Annotated in this window: 23 protein-coding genes; 4 read left to right on the forward strand and 19 right to left on the reverse strand. The window is 55.3% G+C overall.

Going from position 1 to position 24,238, the window contains the following annotated elements; translation table 11 throughout:
- Window positions 1-10: 10 nt before the first annotated feature.
- Window positions 11-484: a protein CreA gene (creA, locus tag HVX72_RS17800; RefSeq protein WP_042290339.1), complete on the reverse strand. Its 474-nt coding sequence runs from the start codon at window positions 482-484 to the stop codon at window positions 11-13.
- Between the two features lie 211 nt (window positions 485-695).
- Between creA and robA the strand changes: the two genes are divergently transcribed.
- A complete protein-coding gene (gene robA, locus HVX72_RS17805) occupies window positions 696-1,565 on the forward strand; it encodes an MDR efflux pump AcrAB transcriptional activator RobA (protein ID WP_060570772.1) in 870 nt (289 codons plus the stop codon).
- On the opposite strand, the gene gpmB is transcribed toward robA, so the two are convergent.
- Window positions 1,562-2,209 carry a 2,3-diphosphoglycerate-dependent phosphoglycerate mutase GpmB gene (gene gpmB / locus HVX72_RS17810; RefSeq protein WP_181822018.1) on the reverse strand — a complete coding sequence of 216 codons (648 nt, stop codon included), beginning with the start codon at window positions 2,207-2,209 and terminating at the stop codon, window positions 1,562-1,564. The two genes, robA and gpmB, sit on opposite strands and share 4 nt — an antisense overlap.
- Before the next feature lie 70 nt (window positions 2,210-2,279).
- On the opposite strand from gpmB, the gene yjjX reads away from it, so the two are divergent.
- Window positions 2,280-2,792, forward strand: a complete 513-nt coding sequence (yjjX, locus tag HVX72_RS17815) for an inosine/xanthosine triphosphatase (RefSeq protein WP_042290268.1) — start codon at window positions 2,280-2,282, stop codon at window positions 2,790-2,792.
- A 16-nt stretch (window positions 2,793-2,808) separates the two neighbouring features.
- Here the strand turns inward: yjjX and trpR are convergent, their stop codons facing one another.
- On the reverse strand, window positions 2,809-3,135 hold the full coding sequence (gene trpR / locus HVX72_RS17820; protein ID WP_042290272.1) for a trp operon repressor: 327 nt from the start codon (window positions 3,133-3,135) through the stop codon (window positions 2,809-2,811).
- A gap of 56 nt (window positions 3,136-3,191) precedes the next feature.
- Window positions 3,192-5,129 (reverse strand): murein transglycosylase, encoded by a 1,938-nt coding sequence (gene sltY, locus HVX72_RS17825; protein ID WP_181822019.1) that lies wholly within the window; start codon window positions 5,127-5,129, stop codon window positions 3,192-3,194.
- A 212-nt stretch (window positions 5,130-5,341) separates the two neighbouring features.
- On the opposite strand from sltY, the gene ettA reads away from it, so the two are divergent.
- Window positions 5,342-7,009 carry an energy-dependent translational throttle protein EttA gene (ettA, locus tag HVX72_RS17830; protein ID WP_042290279.1) on the forward strand — a complete coding sequence of 556 codons (1,668 nt, stop codon included), beginning with the start codon at window positions 5,342-5,344 and terminating at the stop codon, window positions 7,007-7,009.
- Window positions 7,010-7,060: 51 nt separating this feature from the next.
- Here the strand turns inward: ettA and HVX72_RS17835 are convergent, their stop codons facing one another.
- The 8 genes from HVX72_RS17835 to HVX72_RS17870 form a co-directional block, all read right to left on the reverse strand.
- Window positions 7,061-7,804, reverse strand: a complete 744-nt coding sequence (locus HVX72_RS17835; RefSeq protein ID WP_181822020.1) for an oxidative stress defense protein — start codon at window positions 7,802-7,804, stop codon at window positions 7,061-7,063.
- A gap of 93 nt (window positions 7,805-7,897) precedes the next feature.
- Complete coding sequence (argO, locus tag HVX72_RS17840) at window positions 7,898-8,533, reverse strand: arginine exporter ArgO (RefSeq protein ID WP_060570776.1); 636 nt, start codon at window positions 8,531-8,533, stop codon at window positions 7,898-7,900.
- 189 nt (window positions 8,534-8,722) lie between these two features.
- Window positions 8,723-9,583: a small-conductance mechanosensitive channel MscS gene (locus HVX72_RS17845; protein WP_042290286.1), complete on the reverse strand. Its 861-nt coding sequence runs from the start codon at window positions 9,581-9,583 to the stop codon at window positions 8,723-8,725.
- Between the two features lie 121 nt (window positions 9,584-9,704).
- On the reverse strand, window positions 9,705-10,643 hold the full coding sequence (gene allS / locus HVX72_RS17850; RefSeq protein ID WP_181822021.1) for an HTH-type transcriptional activator AllS: 939 nt from the start codon (window positions 10,641-10,643) through the stop codon (window positions 9,705-9,707).
- A complete protein-coding gene (locus HVX72_RS17855; protein WP_181822022.1) occupies window positions 10,600-11,427 on the reverse strand; it encodes a DUF2877 domain-containing protein in 828 nt (275 codons plus the stop codon). Before HVX72_RS17855 ends, allS begins: the two co-directional genes overlap by 44 nt.
- 99 nt (window positions 11,428-11,526) lie before the next feature.
- A complete protein-coding gene (locus HVX72_RS17860) occupies window positions 11,527-12,789 on the reverse strand; it encodes a DUF1116 domain-containing protein (RefSeq protein ID WP_181822023.1) in 1,263 nt (420 codons plus the stop codon).
- 16 nt (window positions 12,790-12,805) lie between these two features.
- Window positions 12,806-14,467 carry an acyl-CoA synthetase FdrA gene (locus HVX72_RS17865; protein ID WP_181822024.1) on the reverse strand — a complete coding sequence of 554 codons (1,662 nt, stop codon included), beginning with the start codon at window positions 14,465-14,467 and terminating at the stop codon, window positions 12,806-12,808.
- A gap of 12 nt (window positions 14,468-14,479) precedes the next feature.
- Window positions 14,480-15,703 carry an MFS transporter gene (locus HVX72_RS17870; RefSeq protein ID WP_060570779.1) on the reverse strand — a complete coding sequence of 408 codons (1,224 nt, stop codon included), beginning with the start codon at window positions 15,701-15,703 and terminating at the stop codon, window positions 14,480-14,482.
- Window positions 15,704-16,007: 304 nt separating this feature from the next.
- On the opposite strand from HVX72_RS17870, the gene HVX72_RS17875 reads away from it, so the two are divergent.
- On the forward strand, window positions 16,008-16,913 hold the full coding sequence (locus tag HVX72_RS17875; RefSeq protein WP_181822025.1) for a carbamate kinase: 906 nt from the start codon (window positions 16,008-16,010) through the stop codon (window positions 16,911-16,913).
- Between the two features lie 122 nt (window positions 16,914-17,035).
- Here HVX72_RS17875 and fbaA read toward each other — a convergent pair whose 3' ends face one another.
- The 7 genes from fbaA to HVX72_RS17910 all read right to left on the reverse strand — a co-directional run bounded on the left by fbaA (window position 17,036) and on the right by HVX72_RS17910 (window position 24,224).
- The gene (fbaA, locus tag HVX72_RS17880) at window positions 17,036-18,115 is read right to left on the reverse strand and encodes a class II fructose-bisphosphate aldolase (protein ID WP_042290302.1); all 1,080 of its coding nucleotides are present in this window, start codon (window positions 18,113-18,115) and stop codon (window positions 17,036-17,038) included.
- 96 nt (window positions 18,116-18,211) lie between these two features.
- Entirely contained in the window at window positions 18,212-19,375 is a 1,164-nt protein-coding gene (gene pgk, locus HVX72_RS17885) for a phosphoglycerate kinase (RefSeq protein ID WP_042290304.1), read from the reverse strand.
- A 48-nt stretch (window positions 19,376-19,423) separates the two neighbouring features.
- Window positions 19,424-20,443 carry an erythrose-4-phosphate dehydrogenase gene (gene epd / locus HVX72_RS17890; protein WP_042290307.1) on the reverse strand — a complete coding sequence of 340 codons (1,020 nt, stop codon included), beginning with the start codon at window positions 20,441-20,443 and terminating at the stop codon, window positions 19,424-19,426.
- A 303-nt stretch (window positions 20,444-20,746) separates the two neighbouring features.
- Complete coding sequence (locus HVX72_RS17895) at window positions 20,747-21,457, reverse strand: nucleoside/nucleotide kinase family protein (protein ID WP_181822026.1); 711 nt, start codon at window positions 21,455-21,457, stop codon at window positions 20,747-20,749.
- The gene (locus HVX72_RS17900) at window positions 21,454-21,963 is read right to left on the reverse strand and encodes an MltR family transcriptional regulator (RefSeq protein ID WP_042290313.1); all 510 of its coding nucleotides are present in this window, start codon (window positions 21,961-21,963) and stop codon (window positions 21,454-21,456) included. The genes HVX72_RS17895 and HVX72_RS17900 overlap by 4 nt, the downstream gene beginning before the upstream one ends.
- A gap of 15 nt (window positions 21,964-21,978) precedes the next feature.
- Complete coding sequence (glpX, locus tag HVX72_RS17905) at window positions 21,979-22,950, reverse strand: class II fructose-bisphosphatase (protein ID WP_181822027.1); 972 nt, start codon at window positions 22,948-22,950, stop codon at window positions 21,979-21,981.
- Window positions 22,947-24,224, reverse strand: a complete 1,278-nt coding sequence (locus HVX72_RS17910) for a zinc-binding dehydrogenase (protein WP_181822028.1) — start codon at window positions 24,222-24,224, stop codon at window positions 22,947-22,949. Before HVX72_RS17910 ends, glpX begins: the two co-directional genes overlap by 4 nt.
- Window positions 24,225-24,238: the final 14 nt, after the last annotated feature.

Consider the following 24,238-nt stretch of genomic DNA (forward strand, 5'->3'; position numbering starts at 1 on the left):
TGCTTCCTTGTTACTGTCGCCACGGCATGATCGGCACCGCGCTAATGGCGTTTTTTGGCGACCCATCGACCACCTTGTCCGAGTAGGCCAGATACGCCAACGCGTTGCGTTTGGCGTCATAAAAGCGCACAACCTGTAAAGACTTGAAGACCAGAGAAGTGCGTTTTTTAAATACCACTTCGCCCTGCGCTTTGCCGTTTTTGATTCTTTCGCCAAGCTCAATCGGCCCCACCTGCTGACAGGATATCGCCGCGTCGGAGGTATCTTCGGCCAGCCCTAACCCGCCTTTAATTCCCCCGGTTTTGGCGCGACTGACGTAGCAGGTCACATTTTTCACGTCGGGATCGTCAAAGGCCTCCACGACAATTTTATGATCCGGGCCAAATATTTTGAATACCGTATCGACAGAACCAATCTGCTCGGCCTGCGCCGTTTGCCCCAACAGCAGCAGAAGTGAGGAAAGTACTAAGCTCTTATATTTCATATTGTTACCATTATTAAACATTACGCTGCGTAATTATTCGGCATTGTAGAATAAACTGTTTGTAGATCACAGGATTACAATAATCCCGCGTTAATAAGTCCGGAAAAAGCATTTATACGCAAAAAAAACACTGAATGCTAAAACAGCAAAAAATGCTATTATCCAGGTACCTGATGTCAGGTGCTCGTAGTTGAAAGGATGAGGAAATTTTATGGATCAGGCCGGCATTATTCGCGACCTTTTAGTCTGGCTGGAAGGTCACCTGGACCAACCTCTGTCGCTTGACAATGTGGCGGCAAAAGCAGGGTATTCCAAGTGGCATCTGCAAAGAATGTTTAAGGACGTCACGGGCCACGCCATTGGCGCGTACATCCGCGCGCGGCGTTTGTCGAAATCCGCTGTGGCCCTTCGCCTGACGGCGCGACCGATCCTGGATATTGCCCTGCAATACCGCTTCGACTCTCAACAAACGTTCACCCGCGCCTTTAAAAAACAGTTTTCCCAGACGCCTGCGCTGTACCGCCGTTCGCCGGAATGGAGCGCGTTCGGTATTCGCCCGCCTTTGCGCCTGGGCGAGTTTGCCCTACCTGAGCATAAATTCGTCACTCTGGAAGACACGCAGCTGGTTGGCGTCACCCAAAGTTATTCCTGCTCGCTTGAGCAAATTTCTGACTTCCGCCATGAAATGCGCGTCCAGTTCTGGCGCGATTTCCTCGGCCACGCCCCAGCGATTCCCCCGGTGCTGTACGGCCTGAACGAAACGCGTCCGAGCCTGGAAAAAGACGACGAGCAGGAGGTGTTTTATACCACCGCGCTCACGCCTGAGCAGGCGAACGGCTACGTGCAGTCGGCACAGCCAGTGCAGTTACACGGCGGCGAGTATGTGATGTTTACCTATGAAGGTCTGGGTACTGGCGTTCAGGAATTTATTCTGACAGTTTACGGCACCTGTATGCCGATGCTGAATCTGACGCGCCGCAAAGGTCAGGATATCGAGCGGTACTACCCGGCCGAAGATGCCAAAGCCGGTGACCGCCCCATCAATCTGCGCTGCGAATTCCTGATTCCGATTCGCCGTTAACGCTGCAGTTCATCCAGCGCAGGGGCGTCCAGATGTGACACGTCCCCTGCCGTTTCCACGACCCAGCCCGGCGCCAGCCACAGGCTTTCCTGATAATCCACCCGCGAAATCGAACAGTTGCGCAGACGCAGGCGACGCTCCGCCCAGGCGGGCAGACCGAGAATGGTGCTCACCAGGCAACCCAGCGCAATACCGTGACTCACCAGCAGTGGACGGCTCCCCTGCGGCAGCTCAAGGCACGATGCGAGCGCGGCATTCACCCGGATGCCCAGTTCCTGCATCGATTCGCCATCCGGGATACGTCCATCCACCGTCCCGTTGACCAACTGGCGACGCCAGTTTTCTTCTTCTTCGGTCAGGGAATCAATATGACGTTTTTCCAGCACGCCCATGTCCAGTTCGCGCAGCCGGGCGTCAAAGCGGATATCGCAGCCACATGCCTGGGCGATAATTTCTGCGGTGCGGCGGGTGCGCCCTAAATCGCTACTGATAATGTGGGTGATGCCGAGGGTTTTCGCGCGCTCACCGACCTGCATGGCCTGCTGTTCACCTTTAGCGGTCAGTGGACTGTCTGACTGGCCTTGAATGCGTCGCTCGGCGTTCCACTGCGTTTCACCGTGGCGAACAAGGTATACCTGTAACATGCTTTTTTTCCGTTATATACTCAAAATAATTTGAGCAGACTGCGATAAATTTTTTAAACCGAGCTTAATTATGCACCATGTCGTCTCAGCAACAACCAATCCTGCCAAAATTCAGGCAATTCTAAAGGCATTTGAGGAGATCTTCGGCGAAGGATCCTGCCATATCGAGTCCGTTGCCGTCGAGAGCGGCGTGCCGGAACAACCCTTCGGAAGTGCTGAAACGCGTGCTGGCGCACGAAATCGAGTAGACAATGCGCGTCGCGCGCGGCCAGACGCCGACTTCTGGGTGGCGATTGAAGCGGGTATTGATGACGACGCCACCTTTAGCTGGGTCGTGATTGATAACGGCAGCCAGCGCGGTGAAGCGCGTTCCGCTACGCTGCCCCTGCCTGCCGCGATCCTCGAAAAAGTGCGTCAGGGAGAAGCGCTCGGTCCGGTGATGTCGCTTTATACCGGCATCGATGAAATAGGCCGAAAAGAAGGCGCAATTGGTGTGTTTACCGCCGGCAAACTGACCCGCGCCAGCGTCTATCATCAGGCGGTGATTCTGGCGCTCAGCCCGTTTCACAACGCAGTGTATTGATAGTCTCTGGGCCGGTTCAGGCGTCTTTCAGCAGCACCTGCTCCAGCCACTGGCGCAGTTCGACCGGAGCGGATTTCAGGCTGTTTGAGCCGCGGGTGATCGTCGCAATGCCCGCTCCCAGCTCGTTTTTCAGTTCACGCTGGCTCATCTCGCCGCGTAAAAGTTCTTCAATAATTCGCACGCGGGTGCCCAGCGCTTCGCGCTCGTCCGGCGTCAGCATCAGCTGCAGCAGCGGCAGATGCAAATCTTCTGTATAAGACTGGCGGAGCAACTCCACAAAACGAAGCCACTCCTGATGACGTTGTTCGGCCATCGCCGATGAATAAGGGGAATGCTGGGTCATGTTATGCCGCCATTTGTACTCTTACACGAGTACAAATCATAACATAACCCGTCTGATTAATAACGTCTCTGCCACTCAGAATCGCTCATCAGCGTCTCTTTCTGCCCCATGAAATGGCGGTAGTACGCATCGTAAGCCAGCACGTTCTTCACGTAACCGCGGGTTTCCGAAAACGGAATGCTTTCGACAAACGCCACGGCATCAATACGTCCGGCGCTGTTGCCAAGCCAGGTCCGCACGCGGCCCGGTCCGGCATTGTAAGCTGCCGAAGCGAAGATGCGGTTATTGCCAAACTGCTCGTACACATACTGGAGATAGTGCGTGCCAATATTGATATTGGTTTCCGGTTCGAGCAACTGGCTCTGGCTGTTGTAGCCGGGAATCGAGAACATCTTCACCGTATGCGTCGCCGTGCCCGGCATGATCTGCATCAGACCACTGGCGCCCACCGGCGATTTCACCTTCGGGTTCCAGGCGCTTTCCTGGCGCGCTATCGCCATCGCATAGCTCTGCGGGATGTCTTTACCACGGGTATAGCGGGAAAACAGATCGTTGTAAGCCAGCGGGAAACGTTCTTCCAGATGATCCCACAGCTTGCCGGCGATCGTCGCCTGCACGCTCAGATCCCACCAGTGATTGTTGAAGGCGTAGCGTGCCAGCTGCGCCTGTTCGGTTTTGCTCCGACTGGTTACCAGATTCGCCCACTCGCTGCGCGCCGTGTTATCCAGATTCCAGTACATCAGCTCGCGCACCCGCGCCATTTCGGGTCCACGGGTCAGGTCGTTGTCGACATTCGCCGGGGCTTTGTCGATTTTCAGAACATACTCTTCCCCCAGACGTTGGGCGGCCACCATCGGGTAGAAGCCACGCTGCTGCATCAGCGCATGGAGGATCTCTTTGGCTTCAGCTTCACGCCCACGCTCCAGCAGTAAATCCGCCTGCCAGTAGCGCCACTCATCTTTCTCTTTCGCGTCCATCGGCAGCCGCGCAAGCCAGGTATTCAGCCCGCGACGATCGCCGGTTCCCAGCGCCATCCGCACACGCCGCTCCACAAGCGTAGTGGACTGCGAGCGCATGATCGCATCGTCGCGCCATTTTGCCTGCTCGTCAGTGACGTCATTCCCCATCAGTCGCCAGGCGACGATGTCACGCAGTTCCTGGGTTTGTGCTTCATTAAGCTGCTGCGCCTGGGCCAGCGACGGGATCATCAGCCGCGCGTTCTCGGCGTCCTGGCGAGCGACGCTGGCAAAGGCGACGGCAGCCATCTGACGGGTGAAATCCGTCGCGCCGGTGGTACGGGCGAAGGTCAGTACAGTATTGGGATCGTTAGCCAGCGAGATAATGGATGAGGCGATAGTCTGGTAGTCAGCGGGCATCTGCCCCGCCAGTACCGTCACCAGCCCGGTATTGCCCGCTTTCATCGCCAGGCGGATCCGCTCCAGGTAAGCCAGCGGATCCTGGGTTCCCGATGCGCGCCAGACGCTGAACAATTTGTCGCAGGCGTTCGGCTGGCTTTTTCCCGTCAGCCAGAGTTCTTTCGCCCCCTGCCAGGCCTCTTCCGTTTGCCCGGTGCTCCACCTGGCGTAATAGTAATTACACTGAGCTTCAGTGGTTCTCGGTTTATCAGGGCTGAAGGCTAACAGCCCGCGCCAGTCTTCACGTCGCGCCAGTTCATTGACAAAGCGCGACTGCAGCGTGCGGGCCGGGGGCAGCGTTGGGTTGGCGCGCACAAAACGGGTCACCGTGATGGTCGGCTGGTTCATGAGATCGTCTGTAATCTGGCGGTATTCCAGGTAGGGGTACAGCGGATAATTCTTCAGGCCCGGCATCATCTGTTCCACCACGTCCATTTGCCGGTTATCCCAGGCCTGCTTAATCTGCGCATAACGGATACGCTGTTCGTCCAGGGAGTCGGCTCGCGCCGCCTGGCTTACCGCAAGCAGGCATACGCTGGCGGCAATAAAACGCCAGGTGAATGATTTGGCTTTGTCCACAAGCTCGTCCTCTGTTTGTCATTATTTCTGTGCAGCATCATGCCGCCTGATGGTTTTATGCTAACCAGTCATTGCCGTTTACGCCACGTCACGAACACTTTTTTACTTTTACTGAGAGTACGATCTGCTGGCTGGGCTTAGGGAGGGAAAAAGGCTACACTTCGCCTTTAACTACGATTACTCATCACGACAGAGAAAGAGGCGAGTCCAAAGTGGCCCAATTCGTTTATACCATGCATCGTGTCGGCAAAGTTGTTCCGCCGAAACGTCACATTCTTAAGAACATCTCTCTGAGCTTCTTCCCCGGAGCAAAAATCGGCGTGCTGGGTCTTAACGGCGCCGGTAAGTCCACTCTGCTACGCATCATGGCGGGCATTGATACCGACATTGAGGGTGAAGCACGCCCGCAGCCGGGCATTAAAATCGGCTATCTACCGCAGGAACCGCAGTTGAATCCTGAGCATACCGTCCGTGAATCCATCGAAGAAGCCGTGGCCGAAGTGGTCGGCGCGCTGAAACGTCTGGACGAAGTGTATGCGCTGTATGCCGATCCGGATGCCGACTTTGACAAACTGGCCGCTGAACAGGGCAAGCTGGAAGAGATTATCCAGGCGCATGACGGGCATAACCTGAACGTCCAACTGGAACGCGCCGCAGACGCCCTGCGCCTGCCGGATTGGGACGCCAAAGTCGCGAACCTTTCCGGTGGTGAACGCCGCCGCGTCGCGCTGTGCCGCCTGCTGCTGGAAAAACCAGACATGCTGCTGCTCGACGAACCGACAAACCACCTGGACGCCGAGTCCGTAGCCTGGCTGGAGCGCTTCCTGCACGACTTTGAAGGCACCGTGGTGGCGATTACCCACGACCGTTACTTCCTCGATAACGTCGCGGGCTGGATCCTTGAGCTGGACCGCGGTGAAGGTATTCCGTGGGAAGGCAACTACTCCTCCTGGCTGGAGCAGAAAGATCAGCGTCTGGCGCAGGAAGCCTCTCAGGAAGCGGCCCGTCGCAAGTCAATTGAGAAAGAGCTGGAGTGGGTGCGTCAGGGCGCGAAAGGCCGTCAGTCTAAGGGCAAAGCCCGTCTTGCGCGCTTTGAAGAGCTGAACAATACCGAATACCAGAAACGTAACGAAACCAACGAACTGTTCATTCCACCGGGACCGCGCCTGGGCGATAAGGTCGTGGAAGTGAGCAACCTGCGTAAATCCTACGGCGATCGCGTCCTGATCGACGATCTGAGCTTCTCCGTACCGAAAGGCGCTATTGTCGGGATCATCGGTCCGAACGGCGCGGGGAAATCCACCCTGTTCCGCATGATGTCCGGTCAGGAACAGCCTGACAGCGGCACCATCACGCTGGGTGAAACCGTCAAGCTGGCGTCCGTTGACCAGTTCCGTGACGCAATGGATAACAGCAAAACCGTGTGGGAAGAAGTGTCCGGCGGACTGGATATCATGCGTATCGGCAACACCGAGATGCCAAGCCGCGCCTACGTAGGTCGCTTTAACTTCAAGGGCGTCGATCAGGGCAAACGCGTGGGCGAACTGTCCGGCGGTGAGCGCGGTCGTCTGCACCTGGCGAAGCTGCTGCAGGTTGGCGGCAACATGCTGCTGCTCGATGAACCGACCAACGACCTGGACATCGAAACCCTGCGTGCATTAGAAAACGCCCTGCTGGAGTTCCCGGGCTGCGCCATGGTTATCTCGCACGACCGTTGGTTCCTGGACCGTATCGCGACCCATATTCTGGATTATCAGGATGAAGGGAAAGTGGAGTTCTTCGAAGGGAACTTCACCGAATACGAAGAGTATAAGAAACGCACGCTGGGCGCCGATGCGCTGGAGCCGAAGCGTATCAAGTACAAACGTATTGCGAAGTAATCAGTCAGTGTGCCGGATAAGACGCCGCAAGGCCTTATCCGGCTACAGGGATTAGTGCGCTTTCGCCGCCGTTGCCTGCTGTTGTCCTGCCGCAGGTTCCAGTTGGAACACCACATCAACCTGATCGTCAAACTGAATGGTCGCCTGCTCGTAGGTTTCCTGCGCGGAAGCCGGCGCCGCATCGGCTTTCATCATCCGTACCATCGGGCTTGGCTGATAGTTTGATACATGGTAACGCACGCTGTAAACCGGCCCCAGCTTGCTGTTAAAGCCTCCCGCCAGCGCCTGCGCCTGATGGATCGCATCGTCAATCGCCGCTTTACGCGCTTTATCTTTATATGCATTCGGCTGCGCCACGCCTAACGACACGGAGCGAATTTCGTTCAGTCCCGCTTTCAACGCGCCATCCAGCAGCGAGTTAAGTTTGTCTAACTGACGCAAAGTGACTTCCACGGTACGCACCGCACGGTAGCCTTTCAGAATGCTTTTGCCGTTCTGATAGTCGTAGTCGGGCTGGGTACGCAAATTGGCGGAACTGATGTCTTTTTTCGCAATCTGGTTTTGCTCCAGGAAAGAGAGATACTGCGCAACACGCTCATCGGCCTGCTTCTTCGCCGTCGCCGCGTCTTTCGCCGCCACGTTAACCTCGATGGCCAGAGTGGCGATATCAGGCACTGCATCCACGCTTGCCGTTCCGGAAGTCACGATGTGCGGTCCGTCAGGCAATTCGCTCGCCTGCGCCGACAGTGCACTTAAACCAACTAATGCCGCCAGGGCCATCACTTTGAACTTCACAGTCGTTCCTCCTTGTTACGTAGGTTGCCCTGGGTTTCAGGGCGCATGCAGGCAAGCTTAGCGCGAAACGCCCCAATGTCCATCAGACAACGCTTAGATGAACAAAGCGTGCACGTGTGCGACCCCTTCCTTTGCTAACTGGAAAGCGATAAACCACATTATCAGACCGACCAACGTGTTGATAATTCGCTGCGCTTTCGCCGTACGCAGACGCGGCGCGAGCCACGCCGCCAGCAATGCGAGACCAAAGAACCATAAGAAGGAAGCGCTAACGGTGCCAAGCGCGAACCAACGTTTTGGCTCTACCGCCAGCTGACCGCCGAGGCTGCCCAACACCACAAAGGTATCCAGATACACATGCGGATTCAGCCAGGTTACCGCCAGCATTGTGGCGATGATTTTCCAGCGCCCCTGTTTCATCACCTCCGCGCTGGCCAGCGCCAGATTGCTGCTCATGGCCGTCCTTAAGGCGCCAAAGCCATACCACAGCAGGAAGGCCACACCGCCCCAGGTCACCAGCGCCAGCAGCCATGGCGACTGCATCAGCAGCGCGCTTCCGCCGAAGATCCCGGCACAAATCAGCAGCAGATCGCTCACCGCGCACAGGAACGCAATCATGATGTGGTACTGGCGGCGAATCCCCTGATTCATGACAAAAGCATTTTGCGGGCCCAGGGGTAAGATCATGGCCGCACCCAGAGCAAGCCCTTGAAAATAATACGATATCACGTCAAATATTCCTGAAGAAAGTCGCTATGGCGAAACTATAGCGCGGGAAGATTATTAGCGATAATTGAAAATTTTAATCGGGTATAAGAAAGAGTAATAGCAAGTGGGGAAATTGCCGAATGGCGGCTAACGCCGGCGCCGGCCTGGAGACTGACAGGCCCGGTAAGCGTTAGCGCCACCGGGCACGTTTTACTCTGCCGTGTGTTCTTTTACACGTTTAAAATTAACGTCCATTTGCGGATACGGGAAGCTGATACCCGCGGCGTCAAACTCGCGCTTAATCCGCTCCAGTACGTCCCAGTAAACATTTTGCAGGTCGCCGCTTTTACTCCACACGCGCACCACAAAATTAATCGAGGACGCGCCCAGTTCGTTCAGTCGCACCGTCATTTCGCGGTCTTTCAGAATGCGCTCATCGGATTCGATAATCCCGGTCAGGATTTTCTTCACCTGATCGATATCCGAATCGTAAGCCACGCCAATAATAAATTCATTCCGGCGGACCGGCTCGCGGGAGAAGTTAATAATATTGCCCGCGATGATTTTGCCGTTCGGGATCACCACGATTTTGCCGTCGATGGTGCGCATAGTGGTAGAGAAAATCTGCACGTTCAGCACTGTCCCCGCCACGCCGCCAAGATCGACATATTCACCCGCACGGAATGGACGGAACATCACCAGCAGCACGCCTGCGGCAAGGTTTGACAACGAGCCCTGCAGCGCCAGACCGACAGCTAAACCGGCGGCGCCGAGAACGGCGATAACCGAGGCGGTTTGTACGCCAACGCGCCCCAGCGCAGCAATCAGCGTGAAGGCGATAATGCCATAACGCACCAGCGCAGAGAGGAAGTCGGCAACGGTGGCGTCAATATGGCGCGCCAGCATCAGACGGTTTACCGTGTTCGAGACGATACGCGCCACAATCATCCCGATGATGATAATGGCGATAGCCGCAACGATGTTGACGGCATAGCTCAGCAGCAACGCCTGATTACGGACCAGCCAGGTCCCCGCGCCGTTGATGCTGTCGACAACATTCAAATCTTCCATTCGATGTTCCTTGGTCATGACAAAAAAGAGCAAATGAGATCAATCTCACGAAATAACCTCTTAAAGGTAAACAAAAACAAGTCAATATTCCATTTTCGTTACGTTCTTGTTTGAGGGAAGGCTACTTCTGGCGCTCTGCGGGGCGATCGACCATACGTAAATAGCCCCCAACCAGGGGCTGACGCTGTTTAAAAATATTGGCGATTTCGCTGACCACCTTTCCACTACCCGCATTTTTCCACGCCAGAGAAAGCGGAGAGGGCTGGCGAGGATTTGCGGCGGATCGCGCCACCAGCGCTCCGGACTCCACGTACGGGCGGCATAAACGTTCAGGCAGAAAACCGACGCCCAGTCCGCTTAAATGACAGGCCAGCTTGGTGCTGAGATCCGGCACTTTGATCTCTTTTTGCCCGCTTAACAGCCAGGCCACGCGCCGGGTGAGCGTCCGCGAGGTGTCTTCAATATTGATAGCCGGGTAGCGCCGCAGCACATCATCCGATAATACCGCCGCCGGATGGCTGGCTAACGGATGTTGCTGCGCCACCACAAACTGCCAGGTGATATCCCCCAGCGGCAACAGCGAAATGTTGTTCGACAACGACTCAGAGCCAGTGACGCCAATCGCCAGTTGATAGTCGTCATACAGCAGCGAGTCCCAGACGCCCATATAGACCTGACGGGAAATCTGGAAGCGGGTAAAGGGAAAGTGTTGATGCAGCCAGGTCAGCAAATCGGCAGTGGTTTGCGGTTGATAAAGGAGATTATTGATGACGATATTGACCTGCCGCTCTACGCCCGCGTTAATTTGCTGCAACTCATCGGGCATCGCATCAAGCCAGTTAAGCCACTGGCGACAATGTTCCAGCAAATGCTGACCCGCCAGCGTCAGGCTGACAGAACGCGTGGTGCGCAAAAACAACTGTGTTCCCACCTGCTCTTCCAGCGTTTTAATGCGATAGCTGATCGCTGCTGGCGTTTTATGCAGCGAGCTGGCCGCACGGGAAAAACTCTCCGTTTCAGCAACGCGAATAAAGGTGCGAATGGTTTCCTGATCGAGCATGTTTACCCCTTAAATCAACGGCCTGTAACCAGCGCTGCGCAATGGCTATCCCTAACATCATGTCGGCGCCAGAGGTGTGTCCCGTCGCCAGCAACCGACCAATCGCACGCTGTGGCGAACGCCCGGACTGTAAACGACGCATAACCCGCAGTACGGGGGTAGAAAATTCCCCTACCCTGGCGCTGTTCAGATAGCTACAGCTTACCGAAGTTGTCAGCGAAGCGAGTTGATCGTTCGGGGGTAAAAAAAGCCGAACCGGCAGCGCGACGGCGTGAAAAACCGCCAACATGCCGGTTAACATATCATCTCCGCTGGGCGTTAACCCCGGCCCACAGCCAATCAGCCAGCGCCAGTCAGGCGCAACACCGGCCTGCCAGCGCGACAGCTGCGCGGCTATTTGCGGGAAAACAGACAGTGACGCGACGGCGCGATTAAGCGGGCCGCCAAGACCGGTTGGCGAGGTAAAAGGTGAGAGATCCGCTGGCTGTAAGCTCCCGGGCGTCAGGCGCAGCGTCAGTTGCCGCAGTGGTCGTAGGGTCAGTCTCCGTCCATAAAGCTGTGCGTCCCGCTTGATCATTGTTGCATGCTGCGCGCACCGGGAGAAGACATCATCAGCCAGCAAGACGCCCGACGGCCCCATGCCTTTACCGTAGCGATACAATGTCAGCAGTTCGCCTCCGGCATGGATGAAATTGATCGCCTGCGAAAAACGGCTATGCAGCAGCCATTCGCCGTCAGGAAGTCGATTAAGCCCGGCACTGGCCAGCGCATTGAAGGTGACCATAACTTTGCTCCGCTATGCCGGATGGCGGCTACGCCTTGTCCGGCCTCCAACAGCGTTGCCATGCAGGCCCGGTAAGCACTGCGCCACCGGGCCATGACACTACGCGGTGATGTGATGTGCTTCCGCCAGCGCTTCCAGCGCTTTTTCAAAACAGAGCAGCGGCGCACGTACAGTGCCCGCGCCGACCTGACCAATCCCCGCCTCACGGTGCGCAATCCCGGTATTGATCAGCGGCGTAATCCCCGTTTCCACCACCCGACGAATATCCAACCCCAGACACGCGCCTTTGAAATCCCAGGATGGGATCTGGAACAGCGGGTTGTGATCCAGATAAATTTCCGCCATCTCTTCAGAGATTTCCAGCGCCGCGCCCATACCGCCCGCGCCGACAAAGCGCGTCACGCCGGGGGCGGCAATCATCGCAGCGCCGCCAATGCCCAGCGTTTCGGTAATGGCGCTGTCGCCGATATCCGGATTGGCGTCAGACTGGCTGTAGCCGGTAAAAAACAAGCCCTGCGGCGTGTTCACCGGCGCAGTAAACCACCGGTCACCCGTGCCGCTAACGCGAATGCCAAATTCGCGACCATTACGCGTCATCGCCGTGACAACGGAACCGGCCTTAATCTCTGCTGCCGCGTCCATGACCGCTTTGCTGTAAGCCATCGCCAGATTAAGAAAGAACTGATCGGTGACGCTGAGGAACTGCATCACGTCGACAATCCCGGCTTTTGGTCGGTCCAGTCCGGCGATCGCCGGTGACAACGTGCGAAGCAGCAGCGAAGAAGCGGCGATATTGCGCTGATGGAATTCGTCGCCCATGGTGATCGCCTGAGCCATCAACGCGGTCAGATCAACGCCGTTTTCCATGCGTGATAACGCCTCCTGCAGCACTGGCGCCAGCGTATCGCGCATCCAGCGAAGGCGGGTCTGGACGTCATCGCCGTAAGCGCCAAAGCGCATCACTTTACCGATCCCTTCGTTCAGATTGCAGTACGACTGATTGCCGTGTACCGTGTCGCGCACCACCAGGACGGGCATATTTGCAGAGGTGATCCCTCCCATCGGCCCGACCGCGCCAACGTGATGACAGGGAATGAATGCCACTTCGCCCTTGTTTAACAGCGCCAGCGCCTCTGCTTCACTGGCCGCCCATCCTTCAAACAGCGACGCGCCAATACACGCGCCACGCATCGGGCCGGTCATCTCTTCCCAGGCGATCGGTGGCCCCGCGTGAAGCAGTTTTCGGCCTGTCGCCAGCGTCTCTATGACCTCTTTCGCCGGACGGACGGCAATCCAGTGCGGGCGAGCAGCTTTAATGCGTTCAATAATGGCGTCGTTGGCCTGAGCAATAGATGAATACATATCGGTACCTCTGAAATTAATGTAACTGCTTGAGTAAACTGGCGAGACGGGCGTTGCCACCGGCAACGGGCGCCCACTGATAATGCACAACCGGCGTGCCGCTGCTTTGCAGATCCAGTGCGAAGCTGCGTAGCCCGGCGTTAATCACCTGAATGCCGTCCAGCAGAGCGCTATGACGGGTTGCAGAACCGACGTCCTGATGGCGCGTCAGGCTAACGGCAAGCAAAACGGCTTCTTCGAGGGTTTCCACCACCGCGATACCGGCAGCGCGCAAGATGTCGGTTTGAGCACTACGTCCCTGCGGATCGCCGTCGGTACCGGTCAGGGTGGCAATGGTGACCAAAGGCGCGTCGCGTTTCGCGCGGACTTGCTCAACGGCCTCAACAACCGCGCCAGCCGGGTCAGCACAGGCGCCATAGCCCAACACCACGTCCAGTAGCAGCACGCCGACCTCCGGCATTGCGGCCAGTTTTTTGATCTCAATACTGCGGGTGGTCGGGTCGATCATGGGATGTGGCCGGCCCAGGGTGTAGCTGTCATCGCCAAGATCGACAATGCGATGCCCTTCGGCTTCCAGCATGACGCCATCGGCGTGCGTTTCGCTCACCGGGACGCCAAGCCCGGCAGACAGCAACATTGCGGCCTCTGCGGCAAGGGTGCCGCCGGCATACAGACCATAAATGGTTTTGCCCACCACCGCGGGCTGGCTGACGCGCTGTTGCGCAACGCGCATCAACAGCACCGCCAACTGCGCGGCATCTGACAGCGAATTTGCCAACCAGACGTTTCCTTCCCTGCGCCGTTCCGGCTTACTGCCGAGAAACAGCGCAACCACCGGTTTTCCAACCTTCTGCATCGCAGTAATAATGCGTGTTCTGACCTGCGGCGACGGCGGCTTGGAGACAAAAGCGATGACTCGTGTGGCGTCGTCACCAGCCAGCATCTCAAGAGCGGTTAAGGCGCTGATCCCGCCGACTTCCGCGCTGAGATCGCGCCCCCCCAGACCAATGGCGTGGCTGATCCCCTGATGGCGCAGCGCAATCTGCGACGTCACTTCCTGAATACCGGTGCCGGACGCGCCAATAACCCCGATTCCGCCTTCCGGCAGGACGTTGGCAAACGCCAGCGGACTACCGGCAATCATCGCCGTCCCGCAGTCCGGTCCCATCACGATCAGCCCACGCTCGCGCGCCAGCGTTTTCAGTTCGACCTCCTGCGCCAACGGCACGTTGTCCGAAAACAGCATAACGTTCTTACCTGCCAGCAGCCCTTCTCTGGCAACTGACGCCGCGTACTCTCCGGCAACGGAAACCAGCAGCAGATTGGCCTGCGGCAGCTTCTGGCAGGCGCTTTCCCAACGGCGCGCTTTCAGCAATTGTTGCGAACTGCCTGACGCGTTAGCGATCGCGCTGAGTTCTTTTTCCAGTTGCTCACGAACGAGGTCAAGGATCCCCGGACGCGCCTCCTGAGTTCGCACCGCCACGCAAATATCGTTTGGCGTGGCCTCGGCAAAATCGTCGTGCCAGAAACCGGTGGAGTCCAGCATGGCTTTATTGGCTGGCGTTCCCATCATGACCGATACCTGATCCACTTCCGGCCGTTCGCTCAATTTGCGGGAAATAATCATCAGGCTGACCGAGTCCTGAAAACTTCCCTTTTTAATAAAGGCGTAAATCATTACCGCTACCTCTTATGTGCGTTTTTCTTTCAAAAACAGCATGGCAATCAGACCAATGCCCAACAGAATGGCTGAAACATAAAAACTGGAGGCCAGGCTACCGGTAATATCGCGCGCGGCCCCGGCAATAATCGGTGCAAGGATCGATGAACTCATGCCGATAAAATTAAATAAGCCAAACGCGGTGCTGTAATTATTTTCATCGACGCTGTCAGCAACCAGTGCCACCAGTACCGGATCCAGCGCCAGTTTGCCGACAAGGCCGTAAACGCACAGTGCGATCACTACCCCGGTCATATTGGGCATCCAGATAATTGACAGCATGCTGATAATCGCAACCGGCACGAGGAACATAATTAACGGTTTGCGCTTACCTAATTTGTCAGACAGGCTGGAGAATAACAGCGCGCCAGGAATTGAAATCCACGCCACCAGCGACGAAATAAAACCCGTTTCGCTACCGGCGATACCACGTTCACTTTGCAGATAATACGGAAGCCAGGTCAGGATAACGAAGAATCCAAACAGGCTGCAAAACACCATAATATACGTCAACAGCAGATTACGGTTTTTCAGCAGGTCGCTGAATTTGCCTTTTTTAGCCTGTTTGCCATCGGTATCGGCGGTGCGTTTTTTCTCTTTGACCAAAAACCAGATCGCCAGGCCAACCAACACCGAGGGGATTGCCATCGCATAAAACGGCATCCGCCATGAATATCCCTGATCGTACACCAGCCAGCTCGACGTCATCAGCCCCAGCGCAATACCAAACGCCATGCCGCTGTTGATAATGGCGCTCCCCAGTGAGCGGTATTTTTTCGGGATCTGCTCGGAAGATAAGCCATACTGCGGACCATAATAGGTGCCTTCTCCGGCGCCTGTTACCACGCGGGCAAACAGCAAGGTGTACCAGCTTTTCGCCCAGCCGGTAACGGCCGTAAAAACGCCAAACAGAATAAATCCGGGCACCAGCACTTTTTTCTTGCCGATTTTGTCACCGAGAATACCGGCCGGAACCTGTAATAACGCATAAGAAAAATAGAACACCGAGTTGAGAATACCTAATTGCGTTCCGCTCAGGCCAAACTCTTTTTCCAGCTCGCCCATAACCGGATTCAATATTGTCCGGTCGGCATACATAAAAATCCATCCCAGCCAGAACAGGAAAATAGTGACCCACCAGGCCGGTATTCCTTTTTTATTTGTGACATCAGTCACTTCACATGAACCAGACATAAACTGTCTCCCGGTATTAAATTCCCCAAACGATGAGGATTGATGTTTAAACTGTCATTACCTTATCGGGCAAATCCCCCTTTTCTTTTGAACAAAGTCACACAAAACTCATTGTTATAAATTCCTGGGGACTGGCGACTTAATTATTAAAAAATATCTAATAATCATTTTTAAAGGATTTTAAATAAACACGTGACGCATTAATCAGATATTTTTTGGGGTAACAGCTTTGTCGACGCAATCACAATATCCGTTCTCAATACCGCTATTTTTGCCGCGAGATAATTTATTTATTGAGGCTAAAATGAAAAAGAAACTGGTTATTGCTCTGGGCGGCAATGCGCTTTTGCAGCGCGGAGAGGTTTTGAGCGCGGAGAATCAGCAGCGGAGCATTGAGCTTTTTGCACAAACCGTGACAAGCCTGGCGCGTGACTATCAGCTGGTGATTGTTCATGGCAACGGACCGCAGGTGGGTTTACTGGCGCTGCAAAATGCGGCGTACACCGGCTCTCCCGCCTGGCCGCTGGATATTCTGGTGGCTGAAAGCCAGGGCATGATCGGCGTCGCTATTGCCCAGGCATTAACGCAATGTGCAGGCGGAACGCCCGTGACGACGCTGATGACGCGCGTGGAAGTCGATCCTGATGACGCAGCGTTCGCCACGCCCGGCAAATACATTGGGCCGGTATATCCTCCCGAACAGCAGACCGATCTGGAGAAGCGTTATGGCTGGACGATAAAAGCCGACGGTCAGCACATTCGTCGGGTTGTACCTTCCCCAGCGCCAAAAAACATTGTCGACGGTGATGCTATTCAAACGCTGCTGGCGGCAGGCCATACGGTAATCTGCTGCGGCGGAGGCGGCGTCCCGGTTGTGGCGCAGGGGGATAGCTATCGGGGAACCGAAGCGGTGATCGACAAAGATTTAACGGCAGCGGTGCTGGCATGTACTCTCGACGCCGATCATTTGCTGATCCTCACCGATGCCGACGCGGTGTATGAGCACTGGGGCACGCCGCAAGCGCGGGCATTGCGTCACGTCACGCCAGAGGAACTGGCTCCCTTCGCTGCGCCGGACGGCGCGATGGGCCCGAAAGCCGCCGCCGTGATCCAGTTTGTCAAGCAGAGCGGGAATGCGGCCTTTATTGGCGCGCTCAAAGATGCGCCGCAGATCCTGGCTGGCGAAAAAGGAACCTGCGTGACGCGATAATGTCTGTGTGCAGGATGCACGCTATCACCTCACGGGACGGATGAGGTGATAGCCCCCTCCGGCTGACGGACAAAAAAATGGCTTCCCGAAGGAAGCCATTTCAACAATCTGCGAGGCTGAAATTACAGAACGTCTACCGCGTTCAGTTCTTTGAAAGCCTGTTCCAGACGGGTGATCATGGAAGTCTGGCCTGCACGCAGCCATACGCGCGGATCGTAGTATTTCTTGTTCGGCTGATCTTCGCCTTTCGGGTTACCCAGCTGACCCTGCAGATACGCTTCGTTATCTTTGTAGTACTTCAGAACACCTTCCCAGGTTGCCCATTGGGTATCGGTATCGATGTTCATTTTGATAACACCGTAGCTTACGGAATCTTTGATTTCCTGAGCAGTAGAACCGGAACCGCCGTGGAAAACGAAGTTCAGGCTGTTGTGCGGCAGGTTGTGTTTCTTAGAAACGTATTCCTGAGAGTCGCGCAGGATGGTCGGGGTCAGAACCACGTTACCCGGCTTGTAAACGCCGTGTACGTTACCGAAGGAAGCCGCGATGGTGAAACGCGGGCTGATTTTGCTCAGTTCGGTGTACGCGTAATCAACGTCTTCCGGCTGGGTATACAGAGCGGAAGCGTCCATGTGGCTGTTATCCACGCCGTCTTCTTCGCCGCCGGTGCAGCCCAGTTCGATTTCCAGGGTCATGCCGATTTTGGACATGCGCGCCAGGTATTTGGAGCAGATTTCGATGTTCTCTTCCAGAGACTCTTCAGACAGGTCGATCATGTGAGACGAGAACAGCGGTTTACCGGTCTCCGCGAAGTGTTTCTCACCCGCGTCCAGCAGACCGTCGATCCACGGCAGCAGTTTCTTCGCGCAGTGGTCGGTGTGCAGAATAACCGGAACACCGTAGTGTTCAGCCATCTGGTGAACGTGATGCGCACCGGAGATCGCACCCAGGATAGCAGCGCCCTGAGGAACGTCAGTTTTTACGCCTTTGCCCGCGATGAAAGAAGCGCCACCGTTGGAGAACTGAACGATAACCGGCGCTTTCACTTTTGCAGCGGTTTCCAGAACGGCGTTGATGGAGTCGGTGCCGACGCAGTTTACTGCTGGCAGAGCAAAGTTGTTTTCTTTAGCTACCTGGAAAACTTTCTGTACGTCATCGCCAGTGATAACGCCAGGTTTTACGAAATCAAAAATTTTAGACATGTTGCGAGTCCTGTTTCTGTATCTTCGACCGTTAAAACGGGGGAGCGGGCCTTTCAGCGCGCTGAAAAACAGGCGGGTTTCCCCGCCTGAACAAATTTACTGCTTCGCGCGCTCCTCGAGCATCGCTACGGCTGGCAGAACTTTGCCTTCCACGAATTCGAGGAATGCGCCGCCGCCAGTGGAGATGTAGGAGATTTTGTCTGCAATACCGAACAGATCGATAGCCGCCAGGGTGTCACCGCCGCCTGCGATAGAGAACGCTTCGCTGTCTGCAATAGCGTTAGCCACGATTTCAGTCCCTTTACGGAAGTTCGGGAATTCAAATACGCCGACCGGACCGTTCCACAGAATGGTTTTCGCATTCTTCAGGATCTCAGCCAGTTGCTGTGCAGACGCGTCGCCGATGTCCAGGATCTGCTCGTCTTCTTTCACGTCAGAGACAGATTTCAGCGTAGCCGCGGCGGTTTCGGAGAACTCGGTGGCAACGCGAACGTCAGTCGGCACCGGGATATCACAGGTGGTCAGCAGACGTTTTGCTTCGTCAACCAGGTCAGCTTCGTACAGGGATTTCCCTACGCTGTGGCCCTGAGCGGCAACGAAGGTGTTGGCGATACCGCCGCCCACGATCAGCTGGTCAGCGATTTTGGACAGGGAGTCCAGTACCGTCAGTTTGGTAGAGACTTTAGAACCGCCGACGATAGCGACCATCGGACGAGCCGGTTCTTTCAACGCTTTACCCAGCGCGTCCAGTTCAGCCGCCAGCAGCGGGCCGGCACAGGCTACGTCAGCAAATTTGCCGATACCGTGAGTAGACGCCTGCGCACGGTGAGCCGTACCAAATGCGTCCATGACGAACACGTCGCACAGCGCCGCGTATTTTTTGGACAGCGCTTCGTCGTCTTTCTTCTCGCCTTTGTTAAAGCGAACGTTTTCCAGAACCACCAGCTCACCGGCCGCCACTTCAACGCCGTCCAGGTAATCTTTAACCAGACGAACCGGGTTGGACAGTTTGTCTTTCAGGTAGTTAACAACCGGCAGCAGAGAGAATTCTTCGTTGTACTCGCCTTCGGTAGGACGACCCAGGTGGGAAGTGACCATCACTTTCGCACCCTGTTTCAGCGCCAGTTCGATAGTCGGCAGGGAAGCACGGATACGCGCGTCGCTGGTTACTTTCCCTTCTTTAACTGGCACGTTCAGATCCGCACGGATGAAAACGCGTTTACCAGCAAGATCCAGATCGGTCATCTTGATTACAGACATGGTGAATCCTCTCGTTGATTCTTAAAGTTTTGCAAGCGCTTACGCGCTTTACCTGAAACCAATAGCGGCCATGGCTAACGTGGTGTCGAGCATTCTGTTAGCAAAGCCCCATTCATTATCGCACCAGACCAGCGTCTTTATCAGGTGCCCACCACTGACTCGCGTTTGTGTGCCATCGACGATGGCGCTGTGCGGGTCATGGTTAAAATCTACTGAGACCAACGGTAATTCCGTATAGTCAACTATATCATGAAATGCACCTTGTGCCGCTTTTTGCAGCAACTGGTTGACTTCATTGGCTTTTACCGGTTTCTTCACCGTGACGCTTAAGTCGATTGCCGTGACGTTTATCGTAGGAACACGCACCGCAATGGCCTCAAAACGATCGTTAAACTGCGGAAAAATACGGGTAATGCCTGCCGCCAGTTTGGTATCGACCGGAATGATCGACTGACTCGCCGCACGCGTACGCCGCAGGTCAGGATGGTATGCATCGATAACCTGCTGATCGTGCATGGCGGAGTGTATTGTGGTCACCGTACCAGACTCGATGCCATAGGCATCATCTAATAATTTGATGACGGGAATGATGCAGTTCGTCGTGCAGGACGCGTTTGACACAATGCGGTCTTGTGCCCGCAGGCGATCCTGATTGACGCCAAACACAACGGTGGCGTCGAGATCGTGGCTGCCAGGATGTGAAAAGAGCACTTTCTTCGCGCCTGCGGCGATATGCGCTTCGCCGTGTTCGCGGCTGCCGTATACGCCCGTGCAGTCGAGGACAATATCAACGCCCAATTCACGCCAGGGCAACGCGGCAAGCGAAGGCTGATGCAGGATGCGGATCGAATCGTCGCCGACAATGAGCTGCTCGCGCTCATGGCGAACGTCCCATGCAAAACGTCCATGGCTGGTGTCATATTTCAACAAATGCGCCATGCCTGCGGCATCCGCCAGTTCGTTGATGGCCACCACGGTGATTTCCGCCCGACGTCCGGATTCGTATAAAGCACGAACCACGTTACGTCCGATGCGACCGAAGCCATTAATCGCTACGCGTACGGTCATAGATCTCCTGCAAGGCTATCCTGATTCAGATGTGGCTGACAGAGTAATCCAGCGCATCGTTCAGGGAAACCTTACCTGTCGCAAACTGCGACTGATTGATTATTTGTCGAACATTTAATCGACTGAAACGCTTCAGCTAGAATAAGCGAAACGAGGAATAAAAGGAATGATTGTCCAGTTGATTAAGCCAGCTATATGACTTACATCACATTTCACGCCCCTGGTTCGCAGAAATTATTCCACCCAGGAGTAATAGCGGTTGCCCCGGCGCCGATTCCAGGAATCGTACGCCAGGCGGTCCTCTTAGCAGAGCCGATACTCACCTGTCGGCGTCATGATTAACGTAAGGTCGGCCGGTCGACTGTTTTGCAGAACCCGACGCACGTTCGGCCCATCAGTGCGTTCATAGAATGCTTCGGCATCACCCTGAGACGATCCTCCCGCCAGTTTACGGGCGATCAGGCGCGATCGAAGCGCCTCTTCCGGTGCGCGTATAAAGATCGAATAATCGCAAAACTCCGCCAGCGCCTGCCAACGCGGTTCCTTCAGCAAAAGCCAGTTTCCTTCAACAATCACCAACGGCGCGGTTACCGGGATGGCATTTTCAACCGGCTCATGGGTTTGCCGATCGTACTGCGGCCAGGCGCCTTCCGCTTCCCTGATCTGACGCAGATTGCGCGCCAGTTTATCAACGTCAAAGGTGTCCGGCGCGCCTTTACTGGCTCGCAAGTTATGCGCCTCCAGCCACGCGTTGTAATGATGAAAGCCATCCATCGGCAGAGTCTGGATCGTTGGCAGACTGGCGTCCTGTTGACAGAGATACTCCCAAAATGTGGTTAGCGTGGATTTGCCGGTCCCGGGAGGGGCGCAGAGAAAAATAAGGGTTCGTTGTCCAGTATGCGCAGCGTTTATTTTCGCCAGCTGTCGCAACAGGGGTTTATGGACGATTTCAATTTCATCGTCGTGGTAATGCGCGGTAACGTCCAGCCCATTAACCGTCAGTCCGATTTTCACGGCGTTAATTCCTTTAAAATTGTCGTTACCGCCAGCGTCATCGCCGTCTTGATCATGCCGGTAAAGCGAACCTCGGACCAGGTGGCGAAGTCGGCAAACTTCATCGACTCAAGCGCGCCATATAAGGTTGCATTACGGGTAATACTGTTTACGTTACTGACGAAATCCCAGGTGATGTCATCCGTAAAGCCCGGGATCGTGTCCTGTTCCTTAAGGTAGCGATAAAACTGGGAAAAATGGGTGATGTCGGCATACAGCCATTTTTCCATTTTTCCCAACGCATAAATCAGGCGTAACGCAACGTCGATATCATCAAGCGGCCCACTCTGCGCGAGTAACGGCTTCACTGCATACTCCACGATCTCTTCATCATTATCGACAAACAGCGACGGCAGAAAGCGTTTAATGCCCTGAAGCAAAATGTCATGTGCCGTCGTCATAAACGAAAGTAAATTGGTCTGAGCGTCCAGTTGCTCAAGCACATCGTCTTCTGTCAGCGTCGTCATTTGTGTCCCGATAAATCACCATGAATGCAGAGAGTCTATTATATTACACGTTCGATCCGCGCCGCCGATCAGTAAAGTTTGCGTGCGCACACCCTTCGCAACCTGTTGGATCCCCTTCAGAAGGTCTCCCCCCGTCACGCCCGTTGCACTAAAGAGAATGTCATTTCCCTTTACTAACGTGTCGATCGCATAGACGCGGTTAATCTCGACGCCCATCTCCGCACAGCGTTGTCGTTCACGGACAGCGATCACGCGATTATCTGCGGTATCGCCTTTCGCTTCACAAAAGTCGATCAGCTCTGCCTGCATATCGCCCCCGAGCGCTTTTACCGCACAGGCGGAAATCACCCCTTCCGGCGCACCGCCGAGCGTATACATCAGGTCATACGGATTGTCCTGCAGACAGGTCAGAACGCTGGCCGCCACATCGCCATCGGGCAGGGCAAAAACCTTTACGCCGAGCTGTGTTGCCTCGGCAATCGCCGGATGAAGCCGGGGTTTGTCCAGCGTGACCATGCGCAAGCGATCCAGCGGTTTTCCCAGCGCCGCCGCCACATTGCGTAAATTGTCGGCTAACGGAAGCGCCAGATCGATCGCGCCTTTTGCCTGGGCATTAACAACCAACTTTTTCATATACATGTCAGGTGCGTGAAGCAAACTGCCGCGCGGGGCGAAAGCCATGACCGCCAGCGCATTGCTCTGCCCCATTGCGACCATACGGGTTCCTTCAATAGGATCGACAGCGATATCCACCTCCGGCCCGCTGCCTGTTCCGACCTCCTCACCGATCCATAACATCGGCGCACAATCGATTTCCCCCTCGCCAATGACAATTCTTCCACGGATAGCCACCTCGTTCAGAGCCTGTCGCATCGCGCTGACCGCGAGACCATCGATCCGGTTTTTGTCGCCGCATCCGGTTTGCGGCCAGGCTGCCAGCGCCGCCCGTTCCGTTGTGCGAAATAGCGGCCATGTCAGAGAGATCATGCAGCAGCCTCCCCTACGTCCACGCCAAATTGCGCCAGCAGGAATCTCTCAGCCTTTTCGTTCCAGATACCGTGCGTCTCTTCAACCAGACGCGCCAGTTCACGAAACAACGGATCGGTTTTGCCTTTTTCCGCGAAATCAGCGATCGCCGTCAGCGGCATCGTGACGCCGTTATAAATCAGCTTTTTGCCGCCCGGAATATCGGGAAGATTGAGGACCGTATCCGGCACCGCATCCAGCCCGCCGATATGGGTGACCATAAAAGACGGTTGCAGTTGTCCCGTAGCGCTTAATGCAATCGCCTCTTTCATATCGTCGGTGGAACCGCCGGATGTTCCAACCACGTGAGTACTGTTGTAATGCACGTTGTAAAAGTTGAACGGCACCCTGAAGCGACTGTCCGTCGGCCCGGCAAAAAAGTTCAGGCAACCGTCTTCCGCGAGAAGCGCATCCGCCAGTTCGACAAGGGCCGGAACAGCAGCATAGACAAATACGTCATCAAAACCGCTACCGTCCGTGAGTTCGCGAAGCATGGCTGCGGGTTCTTTTATTCCGGCGGTATTCACATAAATAAGCTCGATGCCTTTACTGGCCGCGTGCTCAACCGATAGCAAGCGGCTGGCCTGGGCCAGTCGCGTTTCATCGATATCCACCACCACGACTCGCGACGGCTGGATCCCGCCATTAATGGCATAGTCAATGGCGCCTATCCCCATCGGCCCGGCACAGGCTAATAGCGCGATGTTGCCGCCGGGTTTAATGCCCATCCGGTGCTCGTAAACGTAAGGCGTAGTGTGATAATTGGCGTTATAAGCGCCAATTATGCAGCACATCGGTTCCGCCAGCGATGCGGCGGCGAAATAAGAGCCGTGATAGGGTAAAACGCAGCCCAACTTAATCGCGATCTCCGGGATAATCATATACGTCGCATTACCGCCAAAATATTCATAGCTGTATCCGGCAGAATAACCACTCGGCAAGCCCATTGCGGGTTGTAAAACGAAGCGCTCGCCCTTTTTATATTTATCGGTTAGATTTTTCCCGACTTCGACAATGATCCCGGCACATTCATGACCGGTAATCACCGGATGATTCTCCAGATCATCTGGCACACGTTTATGTTCGCTGCCTAATGTTGCCGCTTTCCAGGTAGACAAACAGACGCTGTCAGAAATAACGCTGACTAATAATTCATTATCCGTAATGTCAGGTAGTTCAAATTCACGGATACGGACATCCCGCTTGCCATAGATGGCTGCCACTTTCGTTTTCATATTTACTCCAGAAA

Origin of the sequence: Citrobacter sp. RHB21-C05 (assembly GCF_013889015.1) — a bacterium.
Taxonomy (GTDB): Bacteria; Pseudomonadota; Gammaproteobacteria; order Enterobacterales; family Enterobacteriaceae; genus Citrobacter_A; species Citrobacter_A sedlakii.